The sequence below is a fragment of the Pseudomonas sp. MPB23 genome, assembly GCF_046605395.1.
Lineage (GTDB): Bacteria > Pseudomonadota > Gammaproteobacteria > Pseudomonadales > Pseudomonadaceae > Aquipseudomonas.
In genome coordinates this window covers 775,840-796,775 of record NZ_CP176771.1, presented here as the reverse complement: position 1 = coordinate 796,775, position 20,936 = coordinate 775,840, and the positions used below count along the sequence as shown (strand labels likewise).

The 20,936-nt window shown below is 53.4% G+C and carries 13 protein-coding genes and 1 pseudogene; 8 read left to right on the top strand and 6 right to left on the bottom strand.

Going from position 1 to position 20,936, the window contains the following annotated elements:
* The first annotated feature begins 49 nt into the window (after positions 1-49).
* From ACLH0J_RS03540 to ACLH0J_RS03505, 8 genes and pseudogenes are all read left to right on the top strand, one after another.
* Positions 50-2,404 carry a site-specific integrase gene (locus tag ACLH0J_RS03540; RefSeq protein WP_058410473.1) on the top strand — a complete coding sequence of 785 codons (2,355 nt, stop codon included), beginning with the start codon at positions 50-52 and terminating at the stop codon, positions 2,402-2,404.
* The gene (locus ACLH0J_RS03535; protein WP_033988177.1) at positions 2,401-4,503 is read left to right on the top strand and encodes a tyrosine-type recombinase/integrase; all 2,103 of its coding nucleotides are present in this window, start codon (positions 2,401-2,403) and stop codon (positions 4,501-4,503) included. Before ACLH0J_RS03540 ends, ACLH0J_RS03535 begins: the two co-directional genes overlap by 4 nt.
* The gene (locus ACLH0J_RS03530; protein ID WP_058410472.1) at positions 4,496-5,440 is read left to right on the top strand and encodes a hypothetical protein; all 945 of its coding nucleotides are present in this window, start codon (positions 4,496-4,498) and stop codon (positions 5,438-5,440) included. The genes ACLH0J_RS03535 and ACLH0J_RS03530 overlap by 8 nt, the downstream gene beginning before the upstream one ends.
* 412 nt (positions 5,441-5,852) lie before the next feature.
* A complete protein-coding gene (locus tag ACLH0J_RS03525; RefSeq protein ID WP_169882235.1) occupies positions 5,853-7,133 on the top strand; it encodes a tyrosine-type recombinase/integrase in 1,281 nt (426 codons plus the stop codon).
* A gap of 444 nt (positions 7,134-7,577) precedes the next feature.
* Positions 7,578-9,932 carry an AAA family ATPase gene (locus ACLH0J_RS03520; RefSeq protein ID WP_033988180.1) on the top strand — a complete coding sequence of 785 codons (2,355 nt, stop codon included), beginning with the start codon at positions 7,578-7,580 and terminating at the stop codon, positions 9,930-9,932.
* Entirely contained in the window at positions 9,929-11,881 is a 1,953-nt protein-coding gene (locus ACLH0J_RS03515) for a UvrD-helicase domain-containing protein (protein ID WP_033988183.1), read from the top strand. The genes ACLH0J_RS03520 and ACLH0J_RS03515 overlap by 4 nt, the downstream gene beginning before the upstream one ends.
* A gap of 381 nt (positions 11,882-12,262) precedes the next feature.
* On the top strand, positions 12,263-14,239 hold the full coding sequence (locus ACLH0J_RS03510; RefSeq protein ID WP_033988186.1) for a class I SAM-dependent DNA methyltransferase: 1,977 nt from the start codon (positions 12,263-12,265) through the stop codon (positions 14,237-14,239).
* Positions 14,236-14,932 (top strand): annotated as a pseudogene (locus ACLH0J_RS03505) (restriction endonuclease subunit S); the annotation flags it as partial. The gene ACLH0J_RS03510 and the pseudogene ACLH0J_RS03505, both read left to right, overlap by 4 nt.
* A 221-nt stretch (positions 14,933-15,153) precedes the next feature.
* Here ACLH0J_RS03505 and ACLH0J_RS03500 read toward each other — a convergent pair.
* The 6 genes from ACLH0J_RS03500 to phnC all read right to left on the bottom strand — a co-directional run bounded on the left by ACLH0J_RS03500 (position 15,154) and on the right by phnC (position 20,647).
* Positions 15,154-16,134, bottom strand: coding sequence for an IS5-like element IS1384 family transposase (locus ACLH0J_RS03500; protein ID WP_010466230.1), 981 nt, complete (start codon positions 16,132-16,134; stop codon positions 15,154-15,156).
* 107 nt (positions 16,135-16,241) lie between these two features.
* On the bottom strand, positions 16,242-17,111 hold the full coding sequence (locus ACLH0J_RS03495) for a LysR family transcriptional regulator (RefSeq protein WP_010466239.1): 870 nt from the start codon (positions 17,109-17,111) through the stop codon (positions 16,242-16,244).
* Positions 17,105-18,115 carry a phosphonate dehydrogenase PtxD gene (gene ptxD, locus ACLH0J_RS03490; RefSeq protein WP_003118429.1) on the bottom strand — a complete coding sequence of 337 codons (1,011 nt, stop codon included), beginning with the start codon at positions 18,113-18,115 and terminating at the stop codon, positions 17,105-17,107. The genes ACLH0J_RS03495 and ptxD overlap by 7 nt, the downstream gene beginning before the upstream one ends.
* An 8-nt stretch (positions 18,116-18,123) precedes the next feature.
* On the bottom strand, positions 18,124-18,951 hold the full coding sequence (gene phnE, locus ACLH0J_RS03485; RefSeq protein WP_010466252.1) for a phosphonate ABC transporter, permease protein PhnE: 828 nt from the start codon (positions 18,949-18,951) through the stop codon (positions 18,124-18,126).
* 8 nt (positions 18,952-18,959) lie between these two features.
* Complete coding sequence (gene phnD / locus ACLH0J_RS03480) at positions 18,960-19,823, bottom strand: phosphate/phosphite/phosphonate ABC transporter substrate-binding protein (RefSeq protein WP_010466255.1); 864 nt, start codon at positions 19,821-19,823, stop codon at positions 18,960-18,962.
* Entirely contained in the window at positions 19,820-20,647 is an 828-nt protein-coding gene (gene phnC / locus ACLH0J_RS03475; protein WP_003118432.1) for a phosphonate ABC transporter ATP-binding protein, read from the bottom strand. Before phnC ends, phnD begins: the two co-directional genes overlap by 4 nt.
* Positions 20,648-20,936 lie beyond the last annotated feature (289 nt).

Sequence of the window (20,936 nt, the reverse complement as noted above, 5' to 3'; positions counted from 1 at the left end):
AGTGATGCTTGATATTGCTGGCTAAAGACCCAATCCAATTGGAGGTCAGATGCCACGCAAACCCTTCTCCAAGTCTGCCCTTGAGTCGAGTGAACGACCGCTCCTCCAGCGCAAGCTGCCAGAAAACACCCCCCAAGCAATCCAAAAAAGAAGCACTGCAAGGGGACAAGTGGATGTTTCAGCTCAAGGGTTGCTTGTCCGAAACAAGACCACTGGCACCAAGGACTTCGTCCGTGACTTCACCGATTTTGTCAATGAGTATCCGCACCATAAATTAATTGTTCAGCAGTTACTCATAGGTGCGCAGCTCCATGCCGCAAAAAGATTGATCACGTATCAATCCCATCAAGACATCTATTACTCAATCCAAGAGTTTGTGCTGTTTCTAAATAGCGCTGAGCCGATCAATAAATCAGTCAAAGGTGTTGCTGATGTCGATGGGCAGGTATGCATGAATTTTAGGTCATTTTTAATTCGTTCGTATCCAGGCCGCACCGTAAATAGAAAAAGATACGGTGCATTAAAAAATATATTCATCTCGTTGAAAAATAAATATAAAGGGCAGGGCTGGGTCGGCAAAGAGTTTCAATGGCCACTTGGACCGGCGATGAACGAGCAAGTAACAGAAGGATATAGCAGGGAGATTCATAATAAGCTTGTAGAGGGATGCCTGGTTGATATTAAGTTTATTATGAAGTGGATGGAGAGTTACAAAGGTCTAGTGAAAGACGGGCAACCAATGCTGGAATACGATCTTTCATTAGAAAACTTGATGTTTGATCTAGTTATGAATGAGCAGGCCAAAAGATCCAATGGGTCGATCAAGGCGACACATGTTAAGGGGTTTGAGTGGGTCATACGCATCACTGGAGATGTTAAATATTACATACGGGAAAATGGAATAAGTATAGAGAAGTTTCTGGGCATTTACCGAGCCCGCGCCCATGAACTGGCGGCTAAAGGTCGCCCTGTAGTTGGTACTGAGGTCAGTGAACGGGGGATGGTGTATGGCTGTGATCGAGAAGAATCTGGGCGAATTGCAACTGCAAATGTAGGAAGACTTTATCCTGATTGGCCTATGCAAGTGAGCTTCGAGGAAGCTGGACATCTCTTTTCCTCTGAGTGGAGTAAAAACACCGCTCACGGAACAAACAAAAAATATTCTACGCTGGAAAAAAGATTACGGTCGGCCTTGATGTATATGAGGGTCGGGCCAGAGCACCTACCCTATGAAGTAGGTCAAATGGCATACTTCAGCAGAGTAGCTTTCACAATGGGAACTATATTCCCATTCTTTCTCTTCGTGATGTTGCAGACGGGCTGGAACTTTGAGGTTGTGGTATCGATAAGCGATAACCTAGACGACCACATTGAGGAGGACCTTCTGGATGATGACTATGTGATTATTTATGGGTACAAGGGACGGTCCGACAAAAGCCAAATGCATAGATCAAACAAGCGAGATAAGTTTGGCGCGTATCAGGTCTTGCGCTTTGTTGCCGCTGAAGTAACCAAGCATTTGTCGTCGCCTCATTATTTAAAGGGTAAATTATTCCAGTGTGTCATTTCGAAGAATCTTTGGAATAAGTTTGGTCGCTTATGCGCGCCCGTAACCACTACGAATTTTGGGCACGCTTCAACGGAGTTTCTACTTCGCCACGGCATAAAATTGGATACGGATACCAAGTCCCCCAGAATTGAAACGAAACGTCTTCGAACTACCTATGAAACTCGACGGAGAGAACAGGGTTTAGATATTGACGAGGTTTCGGCAATGATGGGGCATTCGAATCTCGATACCACAGTAAATCATTATGATAGTGACTGGGGGGCGGCAGAAATATTAAATGGTCGTCTAAGGAAGATTCAGAGAAAACATGAAGAAGATTTTAGAAGTTACTCAGCAAATCTTCTTACAGATGTGTCTTTGGTTGAGCTGCGTGAAGCCACTCTACGTTGCGGTAGCAAAGAAGAACTAAGGTCAGTTGTTGCACCATTAGTCGGTAGGCTGAATTCTTCTGAAGATGCGGTAATACAGTTGCTTTCTCCGGAAGGTCAGACATTCATTGCAAGTTGTCTAAACTCAAGGCGACCAGATTGGCCAGGCGCTGAAAGTTTTCTTAGGACGGATACGCCGTGCAACTACTTCAATCGTTGTCCGTTATGCTCACAGTGTGTGATCTTCAAAGAAGCATTACCTTTTATTGCAAGAAGAATTTCCGACCTTGACGGTCTGAGGGAGCGGTTAAATCCCTTAGAATGGGAGAAAAGCTATCGGGCTGAGTATTTAGGGTGGAAGGGGGTTATAGAGGGCTGGGGGGACCCGATTGAGATTGCGGAGGCAATAGATCAATCGAAACATCACTGCTATGCACTGCCATTGACAATGATAGGGCTCTCATGACAACTCCAACACGTGACCAATTAAAAGCAGTTTTAGAAGAAATAAGAAGTGGACTGGGTTATTACGAGGAAGAGTCAGAGCCTATCTCTGCTGAAGAAGATGATGAGGCTCTGAGTGGCGACTCTTCACTTGGGCTCATTTTCGATAATGTAAATATACTCAATCTTTCAAAAATAGATAAGAGCGAGTGGAGTTATATTAGGGTAAGTCCTAGAAGCTCTTTCGGCGATCCGGTTTGGGATTTTGGGGATTACCCCTCACCCTATGGATACCCCATACGAATCAATTTTGATTATGATAATATGTATGGTGTGAATGTTTGTGGCGTAGGGCACGAACATTGGGTGAATATTGCTAGGGCGCTGCTATTTTACCGTGTACCGCATTTCGGAATTCATGGTCGTGTTAATGCTTATACATCTCTAGAGACAGATAAAACTAAAGTATTAAGACTTGTCGGGTTGTTTCATGCCGAGGGTCTATATTTAGGTTCTGATAATTCACCAGATTATAGGACGGTGAATGATTTGGCCAAGTCGAGTGTGGAGCACTATATAGAGTCGCTTCCCACCTCTGGAATTAAGTGGGAGTTCTGTTACTTAATGTCCTTCTGGCAGGGCATGTCATCGATGGGTATGCTTCCGCCAGAGTACTCACTATACGATTCATACGTAACTAAAGATCTTGTCGCCAAATATAGAAGAGAATACGACGAGTCCTCTCGACCTTTCGAACCAATTCCGCTCGATGACTATGCAGAAATATTTAAATACTGCGTGGGATTTGTTGAAAACTATAGCGCTGATGTCCTATGGTTGTATAAAAACTTTGCACCAACGATAGTAGGCGCTTTTGAGACTCCCGAAAAGCTTGCCGCGATTAATTTTGGTGTTTCAACGGCGTCCGTTGAGGGGGTTGAAAGATTTAGGGATTATAAGCCAAAGTTGCTAGATAACGGTATGCCCTGGTGGGGAATAGTAATCAAAGAAAGAACGCATGAGAATGATGAGGGGCAGTATTTAAATCAAGCAGCTGTAATTAGCGTCGTTGTAGCTCTGATAGATGCGTGTATCGTACTTCTTCTTTGTCTGACTGGCATGCGTCGATCAGAGGTCATTGGACTTAAGGTGGATTGTCTTTCATTTAAGGCTGATGGATATTGGCTTACTTATACTGTTTTCAAAACTTCGATTTCTTCACAGGGCGATATTAAAACAATACCTATTCCGAAAATTGCTGCGGACGCAATTGAAGTCGTAGTAGAAATGGGACGTGATGCTCGTGCTTATGGTAAGCACGACTATCTGTTTGCCAAGATACCAAAGTTCAGTTTTGGAAACATTCCGCAGACCACTGGGATTGAGCGATCTTGCAATCGAGTGGCAGGCAACCTAGGTATTCAATATAGAGTACACCCACATCGTTTTCGGAAGTCTCTAGCCCTTTATATAATTCATCAAGACTCGCGTAATCTAGAAATTATTAAACGCCTTTTTTCTCACCGTAGCTTAAAAATGACGCTAAAGTACATCCTTTCTTTACCTGGCGTGAACGATGAAGTCAAAGCTACCTTGATTGAGGAAAATACGGAGATTCTTGTCGAAGTTTTGCAAGGAGTCATTTCTGGTCAAATTGGGGGCATTGGCGGGAAAAGGTTGGCCAAGACTGCTAATTCTTCTCCAATACTCAGGGCTAAATTGCAAAACGCGGGGAAAGAAAGCTTAAGTCAGTATGTCGCATCTTTGCTTGATGAAGGTGTGAAGCTTTTGCATAGAACGAATCTTGCAATCTGTTTGCGAACGCCAGGACTTACCAGCGAGTCACCTTGTGATGCTAAGAATGATAGCCCTGGGTCGAGGCTTCATCCAAATTTGTTTGCGTGTGACCCATATAATTGTAGATATGCTGCATTTGTCGAGGCTAATGTTCCATCATTAAAGAATGAGATAATTTTCCACGATAATATGATTAAGCATAGGTACTGTGGAGCGACTCAGAAGGAGTATTCGCAGAAACGAATCGCTGAAGCTTTTAAGAGGCTTCACGAGGTTGTAGGGGATGAGGCACATAATTTCCTTAAGCAGGTAGCGAATGGCTAAGCAAGAACTGCTCAACCGGGTATATGGGACTATTTCAGCGCTCCACAGAGGCGGCCGAAAAAAAATATCCGTGATGGAGGTTGCTAAATTATCTGGTGTCGCTCGGGCAACAATCAATCAAAAGCATGATCCTGACTGGGTGAAGGTCAGGGAAGTCATAAAAAGAACAGTTCATTCGGGGGGGGATGTAGAGGATTCAAGTGTGGTTTTCGAACAACCACTCAAAAACTCTCAAGAAATACATCATCGACTGAAAGAGTTGGAGGAGCAGTTATCCCTACTAAGGGAGAGAGCTAACACCACATATAATCAGTTGATCGAGAGGGTGCAATATTACTTTGCGTTGGCTAGTGAAAAGCCAGCTAAGCAAGTTGAGAAGGCTAAGGTCCTTCAAGAGCTAACTCATCAGAAGAATCAGAACGCAATTTTGCGTGCAGATCTCAAGGCGGCTCTTGCTGAATCATTAACTCCTGCGGTATCAGGAATTATTACTTCAAAAATTATTTTGGAAGTGCCTAATGCAGTATCAGAATCTGAGGCCATTCTGAATTTTTTGGAGAAACTGGACTCGTTATCTAATCAAAATCGATCTTCACTTGTTACCACAGTCTACATAATGTTCGGTCTTCCAATGTGCGGCAAGTCATCTTGGATTGAAAACCACAAGCCATCTACTCCAGGTGTATCCTTATATGTTAGTGGAGCAAGTGATACAGTTTCAATTCGGAGTTTGTTAATTTCTAGAATTAGGAAGGAATTTAACGTGCCTGTGCACTGTGTTCGATTTAGTATAGGCCTTGATGTCTGTATCTCTAGGGCCGAAAAACAGTTCAATGGTGCGGCTCTTGAATTGAATATTTTATCCATTAAAGGTGCGGCTGCGCGGCTCGAAGAAATACAATTCAGCGAAAATTTCGACTCAATCATTTTGGCATGAAATCAGTGAATGGTCTGAAGCGTTTCCAATCGTTTGTTGAAGAGCGACGTCGCTTGGGAGACTGGGCGGAATACGGTTCAGCAGATATGACTAGGCTTTCAAGAGTAAAGCTTGTTGAAGCATGTGGGATTAAGCGGAGCTTAATTTATCAAAATTCACAGGTAGTAGCTCTGCTTCGTGACCTAGAATCCGAATTAAGAGCACATGGTGTTCTATATGCGCGCAGTGCGGATAATAATTGTGTTCCCCAGAATGGTTCAACTCATGACGAGGAATTTGAGCTACGGTTAGTTGATTTATCTGCTTCGCTTTGTCAGTTTAATCAGTATTTAAGTGATGTTTCTAAGTCACTTCTGATGTACCCCTTATCGAGGCCAAAATAATTGTGTGTATCCTTCATTTTGGAAACGGTTTGGCCAGCCACTCTGGCTATATGCGAGCGCGCGTAGGAATTTATTTTGATGATAATCACAACGTCCTTGAAGCACCGACCATGTGGGCGATGGCTGTCTCGAAGATACGTTCAAGGAGTGATGAAACGACAAGAAACTATGCGAATATCCTGAGAAGGTTTTTGCAGTGGTTGGACGATAGCCCAATCGAAGGGGGTGAAGTTGTATTTGGTGCGCAGAACTGGCAGTTGGTGGATGAGGATGTTTTTGATGCCTTCCTTGTTCACATAGCATCTCCAACGGATGCGCTTCCTGATGGTCCGTCTCACAAAACCATGTATCACATTGCGGCAAGGGTCTGGAGCTTCTATCAGTGGGCCGAAAGGCAGGGCTATAAACACTATTTGGATATCAGTAGGACTGATATCCGATACATGCTGAAAGACCAGAAACTCCTGGCCCATATCAACCCAGGGGTTAAAGTTACTACCTTGGGATTTAATCTGCCCAGTGGTAGACCAGCAATGCATCAACGAGAAATGCAGAAATTTGTAAGGCAAACTGATTATGAAATAGCTCTCGGTGTGATGAATGATCCTGTTTATCAAATTATCGCAGCGATCATACGAATTACCGGGCTTAGACCGATTGATCTTTTTCAATTGCCCTACCGAGGGAAAAATGAAAATTATGGATTCATTCCTTATGATGAGGGTGAGTACCCAGAAGGGTTAGATAATGGAGCTATCTATTATTATTTTAGGTCCAAGGGAAAATGGCGTTCCATAGACTTTCCAGGGAAGCTGTGGAGAGTTATTTGCGAGTATTATTTACCCTTAAGGCGGCAACGAGCGAAGCTATATGAGGCTAAGCATGGCATTCCACCAAGGAATAGCGACTTGTTTCTTTCCGCTCGTGGTGATGTTGTTACTCATGGAATGCTTGGTTATAACTTTAGCAAGGTGGTTTCTGCAGCGAAGAACTCCGAGAGCGCTACTGATTTTAAAGCCATACGATTCAATGCACGAATGCTCAGGCACACCTGTGCGACATATTTTGTTTATGAGGCGTTGAAAGCCCAGAATAGACTTGGAAGGAGTTTTGTTTACGATGCAGCGCTCGACGAAGATCTCAGGAAAATGCTGGGCCACACTAATGTTAGAACTACACTTGAATACTATGTTCATCTAGTCAACCGATATGTGCACGACAATCTTCTGACTGATCTTCATCGCTCACGCGTTGATGCTGGTTTGTCCGCTATTTTAGACCGACATAATTACTCTGAGATTGTGGTATAGAACAGGCACTAGAGATGCTGCCTTCTTGGTGAGCAGCTCTGGACACGTCGATATGGTCCGCCTTCAGTCTCTTGGGGCGGCATTGGCCTGAACCCGCAGTCCAAGCTTGCCGCAATTTCCCCAATAATTTTCCTACCTGATTCCTGCGTTGGGAGGGTGTTCCGTGTGTTCTTTTTAGCGCAAGGCAGCTCGCGCGGTGAAATTATGTATTTTCACATAATTGCGCATAATTTAGAAATCTTGGCAGCAACGGCTTGATTCACCGCCCGGTTAGCAACTTTTCCATAGGTATTTGTTGGATAGGCGGAAATATTTGCGTGACAGGTGGAAGCTGGAACTATCTTCCGTCCTGGCCAAGTGACAGTATGCTCAATGTCTTGAGCACCTGGTTACTATGCCGAGGTGTCCTTATCTTCAGTAACTGGGCGGCCGCATGGAGGCACCATGACCACAGACCAGATCCCTGCTTCCTCTCTCACCGATAGCCCACCCTTGATCCCAGCGGGGCCTTCCCCCAAAGCAGCTGCAGCTATCGACACCCCACCGATCCGGCTCGCCTGCCTTGAGGTCTGTAATTTTCGACGCCTGGCCAAGACCCGACTTGAGCTCGACGAGGTCACTACCATTTTGGTAGGTGCCAACAACAGCGGCAAAACTTCCCTTCTTACAGTCCTCCGCAACTTCTTGAGCGAGTCACCCGGATTCCGCGCGTTCGACATTAGCCTTTCGCAGTGGGCGAAGCTGCGCGAGGTATGCCACCGCTGGGAGGCACTTGATGAGGATCCCACGACGGACTCCAAGGATGCCGAATCATGGGAGGCCGAGTATCAGGAACTCCAGGCGTGCATGCCCTTCATTGATCTTTGGTTCGACGCTAAGGAGGGGGCGTACAGCCATGTTGCGCCGTTCATCACCTCGCTGAAGTGGTCGGGTGGCGCAGTTGGTGTACGGGTACGGCTCGAACCTGTTGCAGACGCGAACGAACTTCGCAATCTGGCTTGGCGCTACCGTGAGGCGCGCGCCCCGGTCCGAGAGCTTCCGAAGGATGGCCATGCCTGGCCGATAGATCTGCTTGACTACTGGCTTAGACATTCTGCGGATCTGCGACGCATAGCCGCTTACCGTCTCGACCCCGTGAAGGGCCCCTTGGCCGATAAATCGCGCCGTGACTTGCAGGAGCTGCCACTTGGATCACAACCGATCGAGTTGCAGCATCTGCGCAAGCTCATTCGTGTGGATTTTGTACCGGCTCAACGAGGACTCGGTGCCGAAGAAGACGAAATGCGGTCAGAGTCCGCAAGTTCTCGGCCCGGATTGTTCTCAAGCCAACTCATGAAGTTCGCTCGGCAACACTTGAACGTAGCCCCATCCGGTCACGGACATCGAGAAGACTTGGTCAAGGCCGTTGCTAATGCACAAGCAGACCTCGACAAATCTATCTACAAGGCGTTAAAGCCAGCGATGGAGGACGTGGAGATTCTGGGTTACCCAGGCCTGCATGACCCTCACCAGTTCCATTTTCGTACAAGAATCCAGACCGCAGACCTTCTTGCTCACAGCACGGCCGTACAGTACCTCCTGGACAAAACTGCTGTTGATGAGTCCTTGCCTGAACACTCTATTGGCCTCGGCTATCAGAATCTGCAGTCGCTGAGCTTCATGCTCGTGTCATTCCGCGCCGCACGCCTCAATCCGCCGCAGGGCAGTCCGGCGGCAGTTCACCTCGTGATGGTTGAAGAACCTGAGGCCCATTTGCACGTTCAGGTTCAACGAAATTTTTCGAAGAACGCCCACGAGCTCATTCGTCCAAAGGAGCAGGTGCATAGCTACCTCCGCAGTCAGCTGCTGATCAGCACGCACTCGAGCCATCTGGCTCATGGAGACAACTTCACGCGTCTGCGGTACGTGAGGCGGGTGGCCAGCACGGTGCTTGGCGCAAAACCCAGCACGCAGGTCGTTAACCTGGGCGATGCGTTCGGCGAAGACGCTCCAACCAGGACGTTCGCCGAACGCTACTTTCAGGTGCAACACACCGACCTGCTTTTCGCTGACGCCGCCATCTTCGTGGAAGGAACAGCAGAGAGAATGCTGGTGCCACTTTTCATCGAGCGGGATTTCCCCAAACTTGCCAAGAAGTATGTTTCTTTCCTCGACATCGGCGGTAGCCACGCTCACCGCCTTAAACCCCTGGTGGAGCGATTGGGGATTCCGACGATCGTTATCACTGACTTGGATCCGGTTCTGCCAACCCGAACCGATAAGGGGCGCCTAGTCCGGGCAGCGGTGCACATCGCCGGCCAAGAAAAATTGGAGTGTGGGAATGACACATTGACCTCATGGCATCCGATGCTGGCGGAGTTTCAAGCTTTTGGTAAGCCGACGCCTGCCCAGCTGGTGTGGACATCCGACACAGGCGTTCAAGTCCGCTTCGCGTGGCAGCTTCCGGTTGCGGCTGCCAGCGAGCAGTGGCCCAGCTCGTTTGAGGACTCTCTAGTTCTCTCCAACATCGATTGGTTCAAAGCGTTGGAAGAGGAGGTTGACCCAATCACCGCTGCCAAAGTAAAGCACCGCGGCACCTTGGCAAAGGTGATAGGTCTTGTGCTCGACTACCCAGACCACGCCGAGCTGCTCAAGGAACTCCATGCGATGCTCCGCGGGAGCTTCAGTAAAGGAGATTTCGCGGCAACCCTGTTCGAACGGCTAAATGCTGGCCAAGACCTGAAATGCCCCGCATACATCACAGACGCGCTCACCTGGCTGAGCGGGCAACTCAACGTCACTGCGGGAGAGACCCCTTGAGTACCGCTCTGCCATCGTTTGGAAACGATCGCGACGCTCATGTCGTCGAAGATATCTGCGGCTACATCACGACAACCCCGCCTCGGAGTTTCTTTCTCTTCGCTGGCGCAGGGTCCGGAAAGACTCGCACGCTAATTGAGGTTTTGCGTCGAGTTACTGGAGTGATAAAGCATGAAGCGGGGGCTCACTATGCCGAACGACTTAGGTCTCGTGGACAGTCGGTGCGTGTTATCACCTACACCAAAAACGCGACCGCCGTCGTCAACGGTCGTCTCGGCGAAAATTACCTGACCGAAGTATCGACCATCCATTCCTTTTGCTGGGAACTCATCCAGGGCTTTGATGATGACATCCGGGAAGCCTTGCTTGCGTTCAATGCCGAAGATCTTGTGGCTGCCAAGGCCCATGCGATGGGTAAGAAAAGGGGCGAGTCCGACACCGACCGGCGGAAGTATGCGGAGATCGAGGCAGAGGCGGAGGAATTACGAAAGACTGATGAATTTAGGTATAGCCCGGACAGAAACACATTCGGTCCGGGGGCGCTATCGCACACCAACGTCCTGGACGTGACCGCATGGCTAATTGTTAAACGCCCAACGCTGCAGCGCATCCTAGAAGACCGTCACCCCCTCATCCTTATTGATGAATCCCAGGACACGATGAAGGGAGTACTTGATGCACTATTTGAACTCTCCAAAAACCGTCCGGATCGCATCACATTGGGGCTCCTCGGGGATCATCGGCAGCGAATCTACCCTGACGGTCACCACGACTTACCGTCACACGTGCCGGAAGATTGGGCGCGCCCTGCATTGCAGATGAATCATCGTAGCCAAAAGCGCATTGTTGAACTCATTAACAAGATTTGGGACTCGGACATCGAGGGCCGTACTCAGCCCAAGACTGGTGTCCCCCAGCACCCTAGGACAGAGAAAAACGGTGGAACCGTTCGAATCTTTGTCGGCGATGCTAAGACCGATTCCGCCGAAAAGATCCGGAGGGAAACGGAATGCGCGTTGGCCATGTCGGCCGAAACTGCCTTATCCGCCTGGCAAGAGCGTGGGAGTGGCTACAAAACCCTCGCCCTTGAACACAAACTTGCCGCCAAACGAGGCAATTTTTACGAGGCATACCGCGCGATGGAGCTGCTGGACAAGGATGCCGCAGTGCCTAAGAGCAATGGCGAGCGGACGGGGCCCACTATGGTGAGGCCGCTCCTCGGCCCAATGGTTGAACTTGCAGAATGTCTGCAGCCTGATGGTTCAGTGAACGAGTTCGCCGTCATGGATGTGTTGCGTAGGCACGGCGCACTTGCAAAGGTCCCGGAATCTCGCGCCGAGCGTCAGGCCGCGCTGGACAAAGCTCACGCTGCAGTTATGAGGTTCGCATCCGCCGCCACCAAGCCCGGAATAACCGTGCGAGAAGTCTTGGAACCGATCATCGAAGCCAGCCTCTTCGAAGTGGATAGTCGCCTAGTTGAGGCCTACGGTGATTCGTCGCCTCCTCCTCCAGAGCCAAAGACAAGGAGCAAGGAAGCGAAGGAGGACCGACGTAAGCGTGGCTGGCACGCCCTCTTCGGCACGCCCTGGCAAGAAATTGCTCGTTATCACGCCTATCTTGGGGGTGAAACCGAACTCGCGACGCATCAAGTCGTTAAAGGCTCTGAGTTCAAGCATGTCATGGTCATCATGGATGATGAGGAAGCTGGCGGCACGTGGTTCTCCTACGACAAGCTCTTCGGCGCTGAGGAATTGAGCCCGACTGATCTTGAGAACGTTGAAGGGGGAAAAGAGACCACTATTGATCGGACCCTAAGGCTACTTTATGTCACCTGCAGTCGAGCCGAGGAAAGCCTCGCTCTGGTTCTTTGGGCGAAGAACCCCGCTACAGCGCTCGACGCAATCAAACAGTCCGAATGGTTTACCGAGAACGAGCTTACCGCTTTGTAGTAGCTACTGCAGGCGCGTTGCGATGACCACGCGATTTTACAATTGTCGGTTTCCCTGCACTGGCGTTGGGTCTCCCTCAGCCGCTTGCCTTGTTATGCGACTAGATGATCTGTCTCGAAGAAACAAGCTTCAACCTCAGCGAGGTGCGACGGTAACTGCCGAATCAATCGCTGCCAGCCAAAGTGGCAACAGGCTTCGAGAACGGTATGGGAGTGCATACGGTCAGGACAAATCGGGAAGGTGCCGCCGGCTGACTTGCCTCTGTAGATAGGTCTGGACGCATCAGCGCTTTAAACGCCAACGGCTTTGGGTTCGAAGTGATTTCGCCTGCCCCTCTTCAGTTACACTCGGCGCTTTGCACGCCTTTCAAGGAGCAGTTGCGTGAACACGGAAAACCATTCCCAGACGGCCGCTTTCCTCTGGTCGATTGCCGACCTGCTGCGCGGTGATTTCAAGCAGTCCCAGTACGGTCGCATCATCCTGCCGTTCACCCTGCTGCGGCGGATGGAGTGTGTGCTGGAGCCGACCAAGGAAGCGGTGATCCGTGAGTCCTATGCGCAGGAAGGCCGGCCTGATCTGGTGCGTGAGCGTCTGTTGCTACGCGCCGCCGGCCAGCAGTTCTTCAATGCCTCCAAGCTGACCCTCGGTACCCTGTCCGACACCCAGACCGCCGCCGACTTGATGAGCTACGTGCAGTCCTTCAGCAAGGACGCCCGCGAGATCTTCGAGCACTTCCACTTTGAAGACTTCGTGCAGCAGCTCTCTGCGGCCAACCTGCTGTACCAGGTGGTGCAGCGCTTTGCCGCGACTGACCTGAGCCCGGAGCGCATCAGCAACTTCGGCATGGGCATCATCTTCGAAGAGCTGATCCGCAAGTTCGCGGAAAGCTCCAACGAAACCGCCGGGGAGCACTTCACCCCGCGCGATATCGTGCACCTGACCACCTCCCTGGTGATCACCGGGCAGGACGACAAGCTCAAGCCCAACAGCATCGTCACCATCTACGACCCGACTGCCGGCACCGGCGGCTTCCTCTCCGAGGGCGACGAGTACATCCAGTCCATCAGCCAGCAAGTCACCGTGTCGCTGCACGGCCAGGAGCTCAACCCCGAGTCCTATGCCATCTGCAAGGCGGACATGCTGATCAAGGGTCAGGACGTCACCAGCATCAAGCTGGGCAACACCCTGTCTGACGACCAGCTGGCCGACAGCCGCTTCGACTTCATGCTCAGCAACCCGCCGTTTGGCGTGGAGTGGAAGAAAGTCCAGAAGCAGATCACCGACGAGCACAGCGAAAAGGGCTTCAACGGCCGCTTCGGCCCGGGCCTGCCGCGCGTGTCCGATGGCTCGCTGCTGTTCCTTCTGCACCTGGTCAGCAAGATGCGTGACCCGCGTGAAGGCGGCTCGCGCATCGGCATCATCCTCAACGGCTCGCCACTGTTTACCGGCGGCGCCGGTTCGGGCGAGTCGGAGATTCGCCGCTACCTGCTGCAGAACGATCTGGTCGAAGCCATCATCGCCCTGCCCACCGACATGTTCTACAACACCGGCATCGCCACCTATGTGTGGGTGCTGAGCAACCACAAGGCCGCTGTGCGCCAGGGCAAGGTGCAGTTGATTGATGGCAGCCAGCACTTTGCCAAGATGCGCAAGTCCCTCGGCAGCAAGCGCCAGTACCTCACCGAGGAGCAGATCGACGAGCTGGTGCGCCTGTATGGCCGCTTCGAGCAAACCGCGCAGAGCAAGATCTTCCCCGTCGAAGCCTTTGGCTACCGGCGCATCACTGTCGAGCGCCCGCTGCGCCTGAACTTCCAGACCAGCGCCGAGCGCATCGAAAAAGTGCAGGAAGAAAAAGCCATCGAGAAGATGGACGCCCCGGCACGCCAGCGCCTGATCGAAGCCCTGCAGGCGATGGACGAAAGCCAGCTGCACCGCAACCGCGAGCAGTTCAGCAAGCTGCTGAAAAAGGCGCTCAGCGCTCACGATGTATCGCCCAGCACGCCCGAACTGAAGGCCATCCTCAACGGCTTAAGCGAGCGCGACCCCGAGGCGGATATCTGCCTGGTCAGAGGCCAGCCGGAAGCCGATGCCGGCCTGCGCGACAACGAAAACGTGCCGCTGGGCGAGTCGGTGTACGACTACTTCGAGCGCGAAGTAAAACCCCATGTGCCGGATGCCTGGATCGACGAGAGCAAGCGTGATGAACAGGACGGCGAAGTCGGCGTGGTCGGTTTTGAGATTCCCTTCAACCGCCACTTCTATGTGTTCCAGCCACCGCGTCCGCTGGCAGAGATCGACCGCGACCTGAAAGCCTGCACCGACCGCATCAAGCAGATGATCGAGGGGCTGTCGGCATGACGTTTCCGAGTTATCCGGTTTACAAGGATTCCGGGGTGGAGTGGCAAGGGGCTGTGCCTGCTGAATGGCCACGATCCGCATTAAAGTTTCTTGCCGATTATCAAAATGGCTATCCATTCAAGCCTGAGGACTGGGGTGAAGAAGGGCTACCGATTATCCGCATCTCTCAGCTAACAGGTGATACAGCACCAAATTATTACTCCGGCGAGCTTGATTTTCGTGTCAAGGTTGGCGATGGAGATTTGCTTTTTTCATGGTCTGCAACAATCGACTCGTTCATTTGGACGGGTGGCGCCGCCTGGTTGAATCAACACATATTTAAAGTCTCGCCTACAGTCGAAGCTGATCAAAAATTTCTTTTCTATTTGATAAAGCTTGTTGCTCCAAAATTGGCAGACTTTGATGCTCATGGCAGCACCATGAGGCATATAAAAAAGGAGAGCCTTTCTGAGCGTCTCCATGTTCCGACTTTGGTAGAACAAACCCAAATCGCCCGTTTCCTCGACCACGAAACCGCCCGCATCGACGCGCTGATCGAAGAGCAGCAGCGCCTGATCGAACTGCTCAAGGAAAAGCGCCAGGCCGTGATCTCCCACGCCGTCACCAAAGGCCTCGACCCGACGGCGCCGATGAAAGACTCCGGCGTGGAGTGGCTGGGTGAGGTGCCGGCGCATTGGGTTGTTAGGCGCATCAAACACTTGACCGAAGTGATTTCTAAGGGAACTACTCCAACAACCATTGGTGAAGACTTTCAGGACGAAGGTGTTAGGGATGGTCTGAAGTAGCCATGTATTTCCCCGGCATACCACCTAGCGCAACTTTTAAACTCGCCAAATGATCAAAAAACAATCAATTCGACGAGTATTTCTTACGTTTTCGCCACCCGGACCCCACTCCGGTGGCCATTTCCCGCATTACAGGCGCACCTCTCCTGCATTCGTCAGTAAATGTCGGCGCGCCATCCACAGGTTCGACAGAGCGAACAGTGTCACCAGTTGCGCCGTGTTTTTGGCCAAGCCGCGAAAGCGCACCTTGGTGTAACCGAACTGGCGCTTGATTACCCGGAACGGATGCTCGACCTTGGCGCGCACCTGAGCCTTGGCCTTTTCAATCTTGCGCTTGGCTTTGTACAGCACGCTGCGCTTATCGAGTTTTTTGTAGGTGCTGCGGCGTGCCGCCACCTGCCAGATAACTTCACGTCCTTCATGCTCGGGCCGCTTTTCGACACCGGTGTAGCCTGCATCGGCGCAGACCACGTTTTCGTCGCCATGCAGCAATTTGTCCACCTGGGTGACATCCGCCACATTGGCCGCCGTGCCCACTACGCTGTGCACCAGACCCGATTCGTCATCGGCGCCGATGTGGGCCTTCATGCCAAAATAATACTGGTTTCCCTTCTTGGTCTGGTGCATTTCCGGGTCGCGCTTGCCGTCCTTGTTCTTGGTCGAACTGGGCGCATTGATCAGCGTTGCATCGACGATGGTGCCCTGGCGCAGCGACAGGCCGCGGTCGCCCAGATAGCCATTGATGACAGCGAGGATGCCGGCCGCCAGCTCGTGTTTCTCCAGCAAGCGGCGGAAGTTGAGAATGGTGGTTTCGTCGGGGATGCGCTCCAGGTTCAGCCCGGCAAACTGGCGCAGGATCGTGGTTTCGTACAGCGCTTCCTCCATCGCTGGATCGCTGTAGCCGAACCAGTTCTGCAGCAGATGCACACGCAGCATCGCCATCAACGGGTAGGCCGGACGGCCACCTTCACCCTTCGGATAATGTGGCTCGATCAAAGCAATCAAGCCCTTCCACGGCACCACCCGATCCATCTCGATCAGGAACAACTCCTTGCGGGTTTGCTTGCGCTTGCCAGCGTACTCGGCGTCGGCGAAGGTCATCTGCTTCATCGGGAAACTCGGTGGGTGGGGTCGCGGTATTTTGCCAAATCAGAAAGTCTTTTTCAGAGTTTCCCTAGGCTGACAAGCCAAGCGCTGGATCGCAACCATCCATCACCTTATCCAGCTAGATCTGCCTCCTCCAATAAGTGCCGCACAAATCCCGGCGGGTGCAGATTTCCGGGAGGTTTGCGCCAGATCAGTTGGAGACGCTTTTCAAGCCCCGGGATGGGAAGAGCTACCAGCGCGCCACTGCGAACTTCGTCTTGTACTGCGGAAGCCATCACCAACGACACGCCGAGTCCCGCCCTCACTGCTTGTTTGACTGCCTCGGTGCTGCCTAGCTGCATACCGCTGCGAGGCACGCCCAGTTCGCCAAAGTATTCGGTCAGAAGCCGTCCGGTACCGCTACCCGGTTCACCTCCCAGCATCGGCAGGTCCACCAGACGATCACGTTCTATGCACCCTGCTTCAGCCAGCGCATGGTCGGGGCTGACGATAAGCACCAGCGGCTCGACCCGCCAGAGGCGGTGTTCGAAGTCGGGGTGAGGTAGCCACCATTCCATGATCGCGGCGTCGAGCTGGCCCGCCAGTAGCTGGTCGGCCACATCCGGGTTGGCGGCGATGCGCAGATCCACCTCGCCCCTCTCATTTGCGGTCGTCAGATAGTTGCGCACGAATGGCTGGAGAAGGTAGGTGCCGATGTTGGAGCTGGCCCCGACGCGCTCACGATTGCCATGCAGGGCTTCTAGCGCCCGGGCGTGCATGTCGAGCAAGGCGGTCGCATGCGGCATGAAGGCCAGCGCCCGTGTGGTAGGCTGGCAGCCGCTACGACTGCGCTGCACCAGCGTTACGCCGACCTGCTCTTCAAGCTTCTGCAAGTGCTGCGACACCGTCGGCTGGGCCAGCCCCAACGCCCTCGCCGCGCTCTGAAAACTGCCTGTTTGAACGATCGCTACCAGGCTCTTCAGCCAGACCGGATTCAACATGCGGCAGGCTCGGCCTTGGGCAGACGGTTCGCAGCGTTGATTGGGCGCGCACCTGCCAATACCTGGATGATGTTCTGCGCTGCACAACGTTCAATCTCCAGGCGCACCGCGCGCACTGCCGACCCTATGTGCGGAGTGAACAGCGTATTCGGATGCGCGAGCAGCGCAGGATCGATCAGCCGCGGCCGGTCCGCGCGAGCCCAGTCTTCCATTTCGAATACATCCGCCGCATACCCGCCGAGCTGGCCTCGCTCAAGCGCCGCGAGCACGGCGGCTTCATCCACTACCGAACCACGACAGGGGTTTACAAGCAGAGCGCCCGGCCGTACGAGGGCAAGCAGCTCGGCGTTGACCAGATGCTGGGTATCGGCATTCAAGGGAAGCGCCAGCAGGATGAAGTCCGAGCTGGCGAAGAGTTCGCTGCACGCCACCTGGCGCAGGCCGAGCCGTTGCTCGGTTTGTGTATCCAGAGCCTTCGCCTCGTGGTACTGCAGGGTCGCGCCCCATCCCTGCAAGCGATCAGCCATGGCCAGTCCGATGGCGCCCATGCCAAGGATGCCGACCGTAGCGTTATCCAGCCCCGTGCCGTAGAACTGTGGTTGCCAGCCCTGGAACTCGCCAGAGCGGACGAACGCATCTGCTGCCCGCAGATGCCGCCCCAGCCCCACCGCCAGTCCGATCGCCAGCTCGGCAGTCGGGACCGTCAACAGATCAGGCACGAAGGTCAGCCAGACCCCGCGGGCAGTACAGGCGTCCACATCGAAATTGTCGAAGCCCTTGAGCGCGCAGCCGACTACACGCAGCTCAGGGCAGGCTTGAAGAAAGTCTGCATCGACCCGATCGGGCATGAACGCCATCATCGCCTGAGCATCGCGGCAGCGGCGCAGAATTTCCTCGCGCGTCAGCGTGCTGTCGGTCTGGTTGGTCATCAGCTCGCAATGTGGCGCCAGCAGTTGCAGGATCTCATCGTGTACTCGGTGAGTTATAACGAGTTTCGGCAGCATGGTTTGTCCTATTTGAAACGTTTGCGCAGCACGCCACTGAAGGCGTCTACTAGCGTGACCATGGCCAGGATGACCAGCAGGATTGCTGCAACCTCCTGGTACTGCATGATGCGCAGCGAGCCCATGAGTTCGAAGCCGATACCGCCGGCGCCAACCATGCCCATCACGGTGGAGGCGCGAAAGTTGTATTCCCAGCGGTAGATCGCCACGTCGGCGAACTGCGGCGTCACCTGTGGCAAAACCGCGTGCAGCAGCACTTGCATCGGCGTAGCCCCCGCCGCCCGAGCGGCTTCCACCGGCGCTTCGTCGACGTGCTCGATGGCCTCGGCGAAGAACTTGCCGACCATGCCGACCGAATGCAGACCCAGGGCAAGCACGCCCGGCAAGGCGCCGAACCCTACGGCTGCAACGAAGATGATGCCCATGATCAGCTCCGGCACCGACCGCAGGGCATTGAGCAGCACCCGGGCAACACCGAACACAAGGGGGTGCGGCGCCGTATTGCGCGCTGCAACGAAGGCCACCACCAGCGAGAACACCACTGCGATGGCCGTACCGGCGATGCTCATCGCCAAGGTGTCGATCAAGGGGCGAATCCAGCTTCGATAGCCCGAAAAGTCTGGCGGCATGGCCTCGCCTGCCAGGGTCGCGATGGAGGGCAGCCCGTTCAGCAGCGTGGTGGCATCGAGCAGCCCCACGTACCAGCAGGCCAACAGCACCACTCCGAATACAATCGCCACCTGCCCCAGCTGGCGCCACCAACCGAGGCCGAAGCCTCGAAGGATGTGCTCGCGTTGCTCTGCAGGCAGCGCCTGCACGTCGTAATGAGTAGACATATCGGTGCTCACATCGTGGCGAAGTCGAGGCCGAGCAGCGATCCCATGTTGCGGATCACATCGTAGTCGGCGTCGGTGATTGGCGCGAAGGCCTCGGCCTTGAAGTTGCGCAGCACTTCGGGATCGTCGATACCGACGAATACATCCCGCACCTTGGTTTTCAGCTCGGGGCTCAGGTTCGAGCGCATCGCCCAGGGGTACTGGGGGTATTCGCCGCTGTAACCAAGTACTTTCACCTTGCTCGGATCGATTAGGCCACGTTCGGCTACGTGATTGAAAATTACCTCCGACAGCCCACCCGCATCGGCGTTGCCGTTCGCCACGTTGACGGCAACGGCGTCATGCGTGCCCACAAAATGTTGTTCGTAGTCCTGCCCACCCGTCAAATCGGCCGTCTCAAGAAGCACGGTTTTGGGAATCAAATGGCTGGACGTCGATGCCCGGTCACCATAGGCCATCTTCTTGCCCTTAAGGTCGGCATACTCATTCACGCCTGACGCCACATTGGCGATAATCACCGAGCGATAGGTCGGCTTGCCGTCGATGACCATGGCAGCGAAGGGCTCGATGTCGCTTTTGCTTTTGGCCATGACGTAGGACAGCGGACCGAAATACGCCAGGTCGATACGGCCAAAGCGCATCGCCTCAATCATCGAGGAATAGTCGGTGGTTACGATCAGCTGCACCTTCTTGTCCAGATGCTCTTCCAGATAATCCTTCAGCGGCTGGTTACGCTTGATCAGCTCGGAGGCGTTTTCGTCCGGCAGCAGGGCAACCTTTAGCACATCCGGATCGGCATCGGCCGCTAGGGCGGACAAACTTGAAACAGCGGACAGCAAGCAAGTCAATAAGAGCGCGGATAAGCGTTTCATCGGGACATCTCCAGTGAAGGTTCGAGCATGACAGGTGGTTCAGCCGGAGCATTCGCTGGCTGAGTCGTAGAGCGGCCTGCATAGATGCGCTCAAGCTGCGCATCGGTGAGTTCCGAGGGCGCGGCATCGAAAACGATCTGAGAATCGGCCAGCCCGACGACGCGATCGGCGAAGCGGCGGGCATATTCGAGTTGATGCAGCGAAACGATGGCGGTGATGCCGTCTTCCTTGCAGATGTCGCGCAGCAATCCGAGAACACGGACCGAAGTGGCCGGGTCGAGACTGGCTACCGGCTCATCGGCCAGAATGATCGCCGGCTGTTGCGCTAGCGCACGCGCGATGCCTACCCGCTGCTGCTGGCCACCGGACAGTTTGTCCACCCGGCTTAGCGCCTTGTCTGCCAGACCGACCCGAGCGAGGCAACTGAGCGCAATCTCCTGATCGGCACGCGGCAGAGGAAACAGCGAGCGGAGCGTGTTGTGAAAGGCCAGCCGACCGGTAAGCACATTAGCCAGTGCGCTTTGACGTTCGATTAGCTGGTGGTGCTGAAAGATCATGGCGGTACGCCGACGATGCTGACGCAAGGCCGAGCCGCTGCCGAGTTCACCGAGTTCGCTGGTGACACTGCCGCCAGTGGGCGTGACGAGTCGATTGAGACTACGGAGCAAGGTCGACTTGCCTGCGCCCGAGAGACCAAGCAGCACGGTGAACTCACCACGCCGAAATGCAATCGAGGTATCGCGTAGGGCTGTCACGCCGCCTGGATAGACGACGCTCAACCGGTCGACCCGCAGCACGGCGTCCTGTATCGGATGGGGCGTCATTTGATCACCTTTCGCAATATTGCTGGCCGCACAATTGCGGTTCGCGATGCAAAGGGTAGAAATTCCTTGTTAACGCACTGCTTCTAAAGGATGACATTTCGATGAATACTTCGAATCTGCCGTAGCGGGGCGGCAAGCGAAGCCGTGGAAGAACGGGCGCAACGTAGCGTCTTTCTTCACGCGGGATACAGGAGGCTTTGATTGATACTGCTGCGGATTCGCTACAGTAACGTTGGGCCAGAACGTAATGCCATCCAAGCAAGAGAGCGCACACTAGCGGACTATAGGA

Coding starts and splice junctions, on each gene's coding strand:
- ACLH0J_RS03520 (WP_033988180.1), top strand. CDS start 7,578: ATGACCACAGACCAGATCCCTGCTTCCTCTCTCACCGATAGCCCACCC.
- ACLH0J_RS03495 (WP_010466239.1), bottom strand. CDS start 17,111: ATGTTGAATCCGGTCTGGCTGAAGAGCCTGGTAGCGATCGTTCAAACA.
- ACLH0J_RS03500 (WP_010466230.1), bottom strand. CDS start 16,134: ATGAAGCAGATGACCTTCGCCGACGCCGAGTACGCTGGCAAGCGCAAG.
- phnC (WP_003118432.1), bottom strand. CDS start 20,647: ATGACGCCCCATCCGATACAGGACGCCGTGCTGCGGGTCGACCGGTTG.
- ACLH0J_RS03540 (WP_058410473.1), top strand. CDS start 50: ATGCCACGCAAACCCTTCTCCAAGTCTGCCCTTGAGTCGAGTGAACGA.
- phnE (WP_010466252.1), bottom strand. CDS start 18,951: ATGTCTACTCATTACGACGTGCAGGCGCTGCCTGCAGAGCAACGCGAG.
- ptxD (WP_003118429.1), bottom strand. CDS start 18,115: ATGCTGCCGAAACTCGTTATAACTCACCGAGTACACGATGAGATCCTG.
- ACLH0J_RS03530 (WP_058410472.1), top strand. CDS start 4,496: ATGGCTAAGCAAGAACTGCTCAACCGGGTATATGGGACTATTTCAGCG.
- ACLH0J_RS03535 (WP_033988177.1), top strand. CDS start 2,401: ATGACAACTCCAACACGTGACCAATTAAAAGCAGTTTTAGAAGAAATA.
- phnD (WP_010466255.1), bottom strand. CDS start 19,823: ATGAAACGCTTATCCGCGCTCTTATTGACTTGCTTGCTGTCCGCTGTT.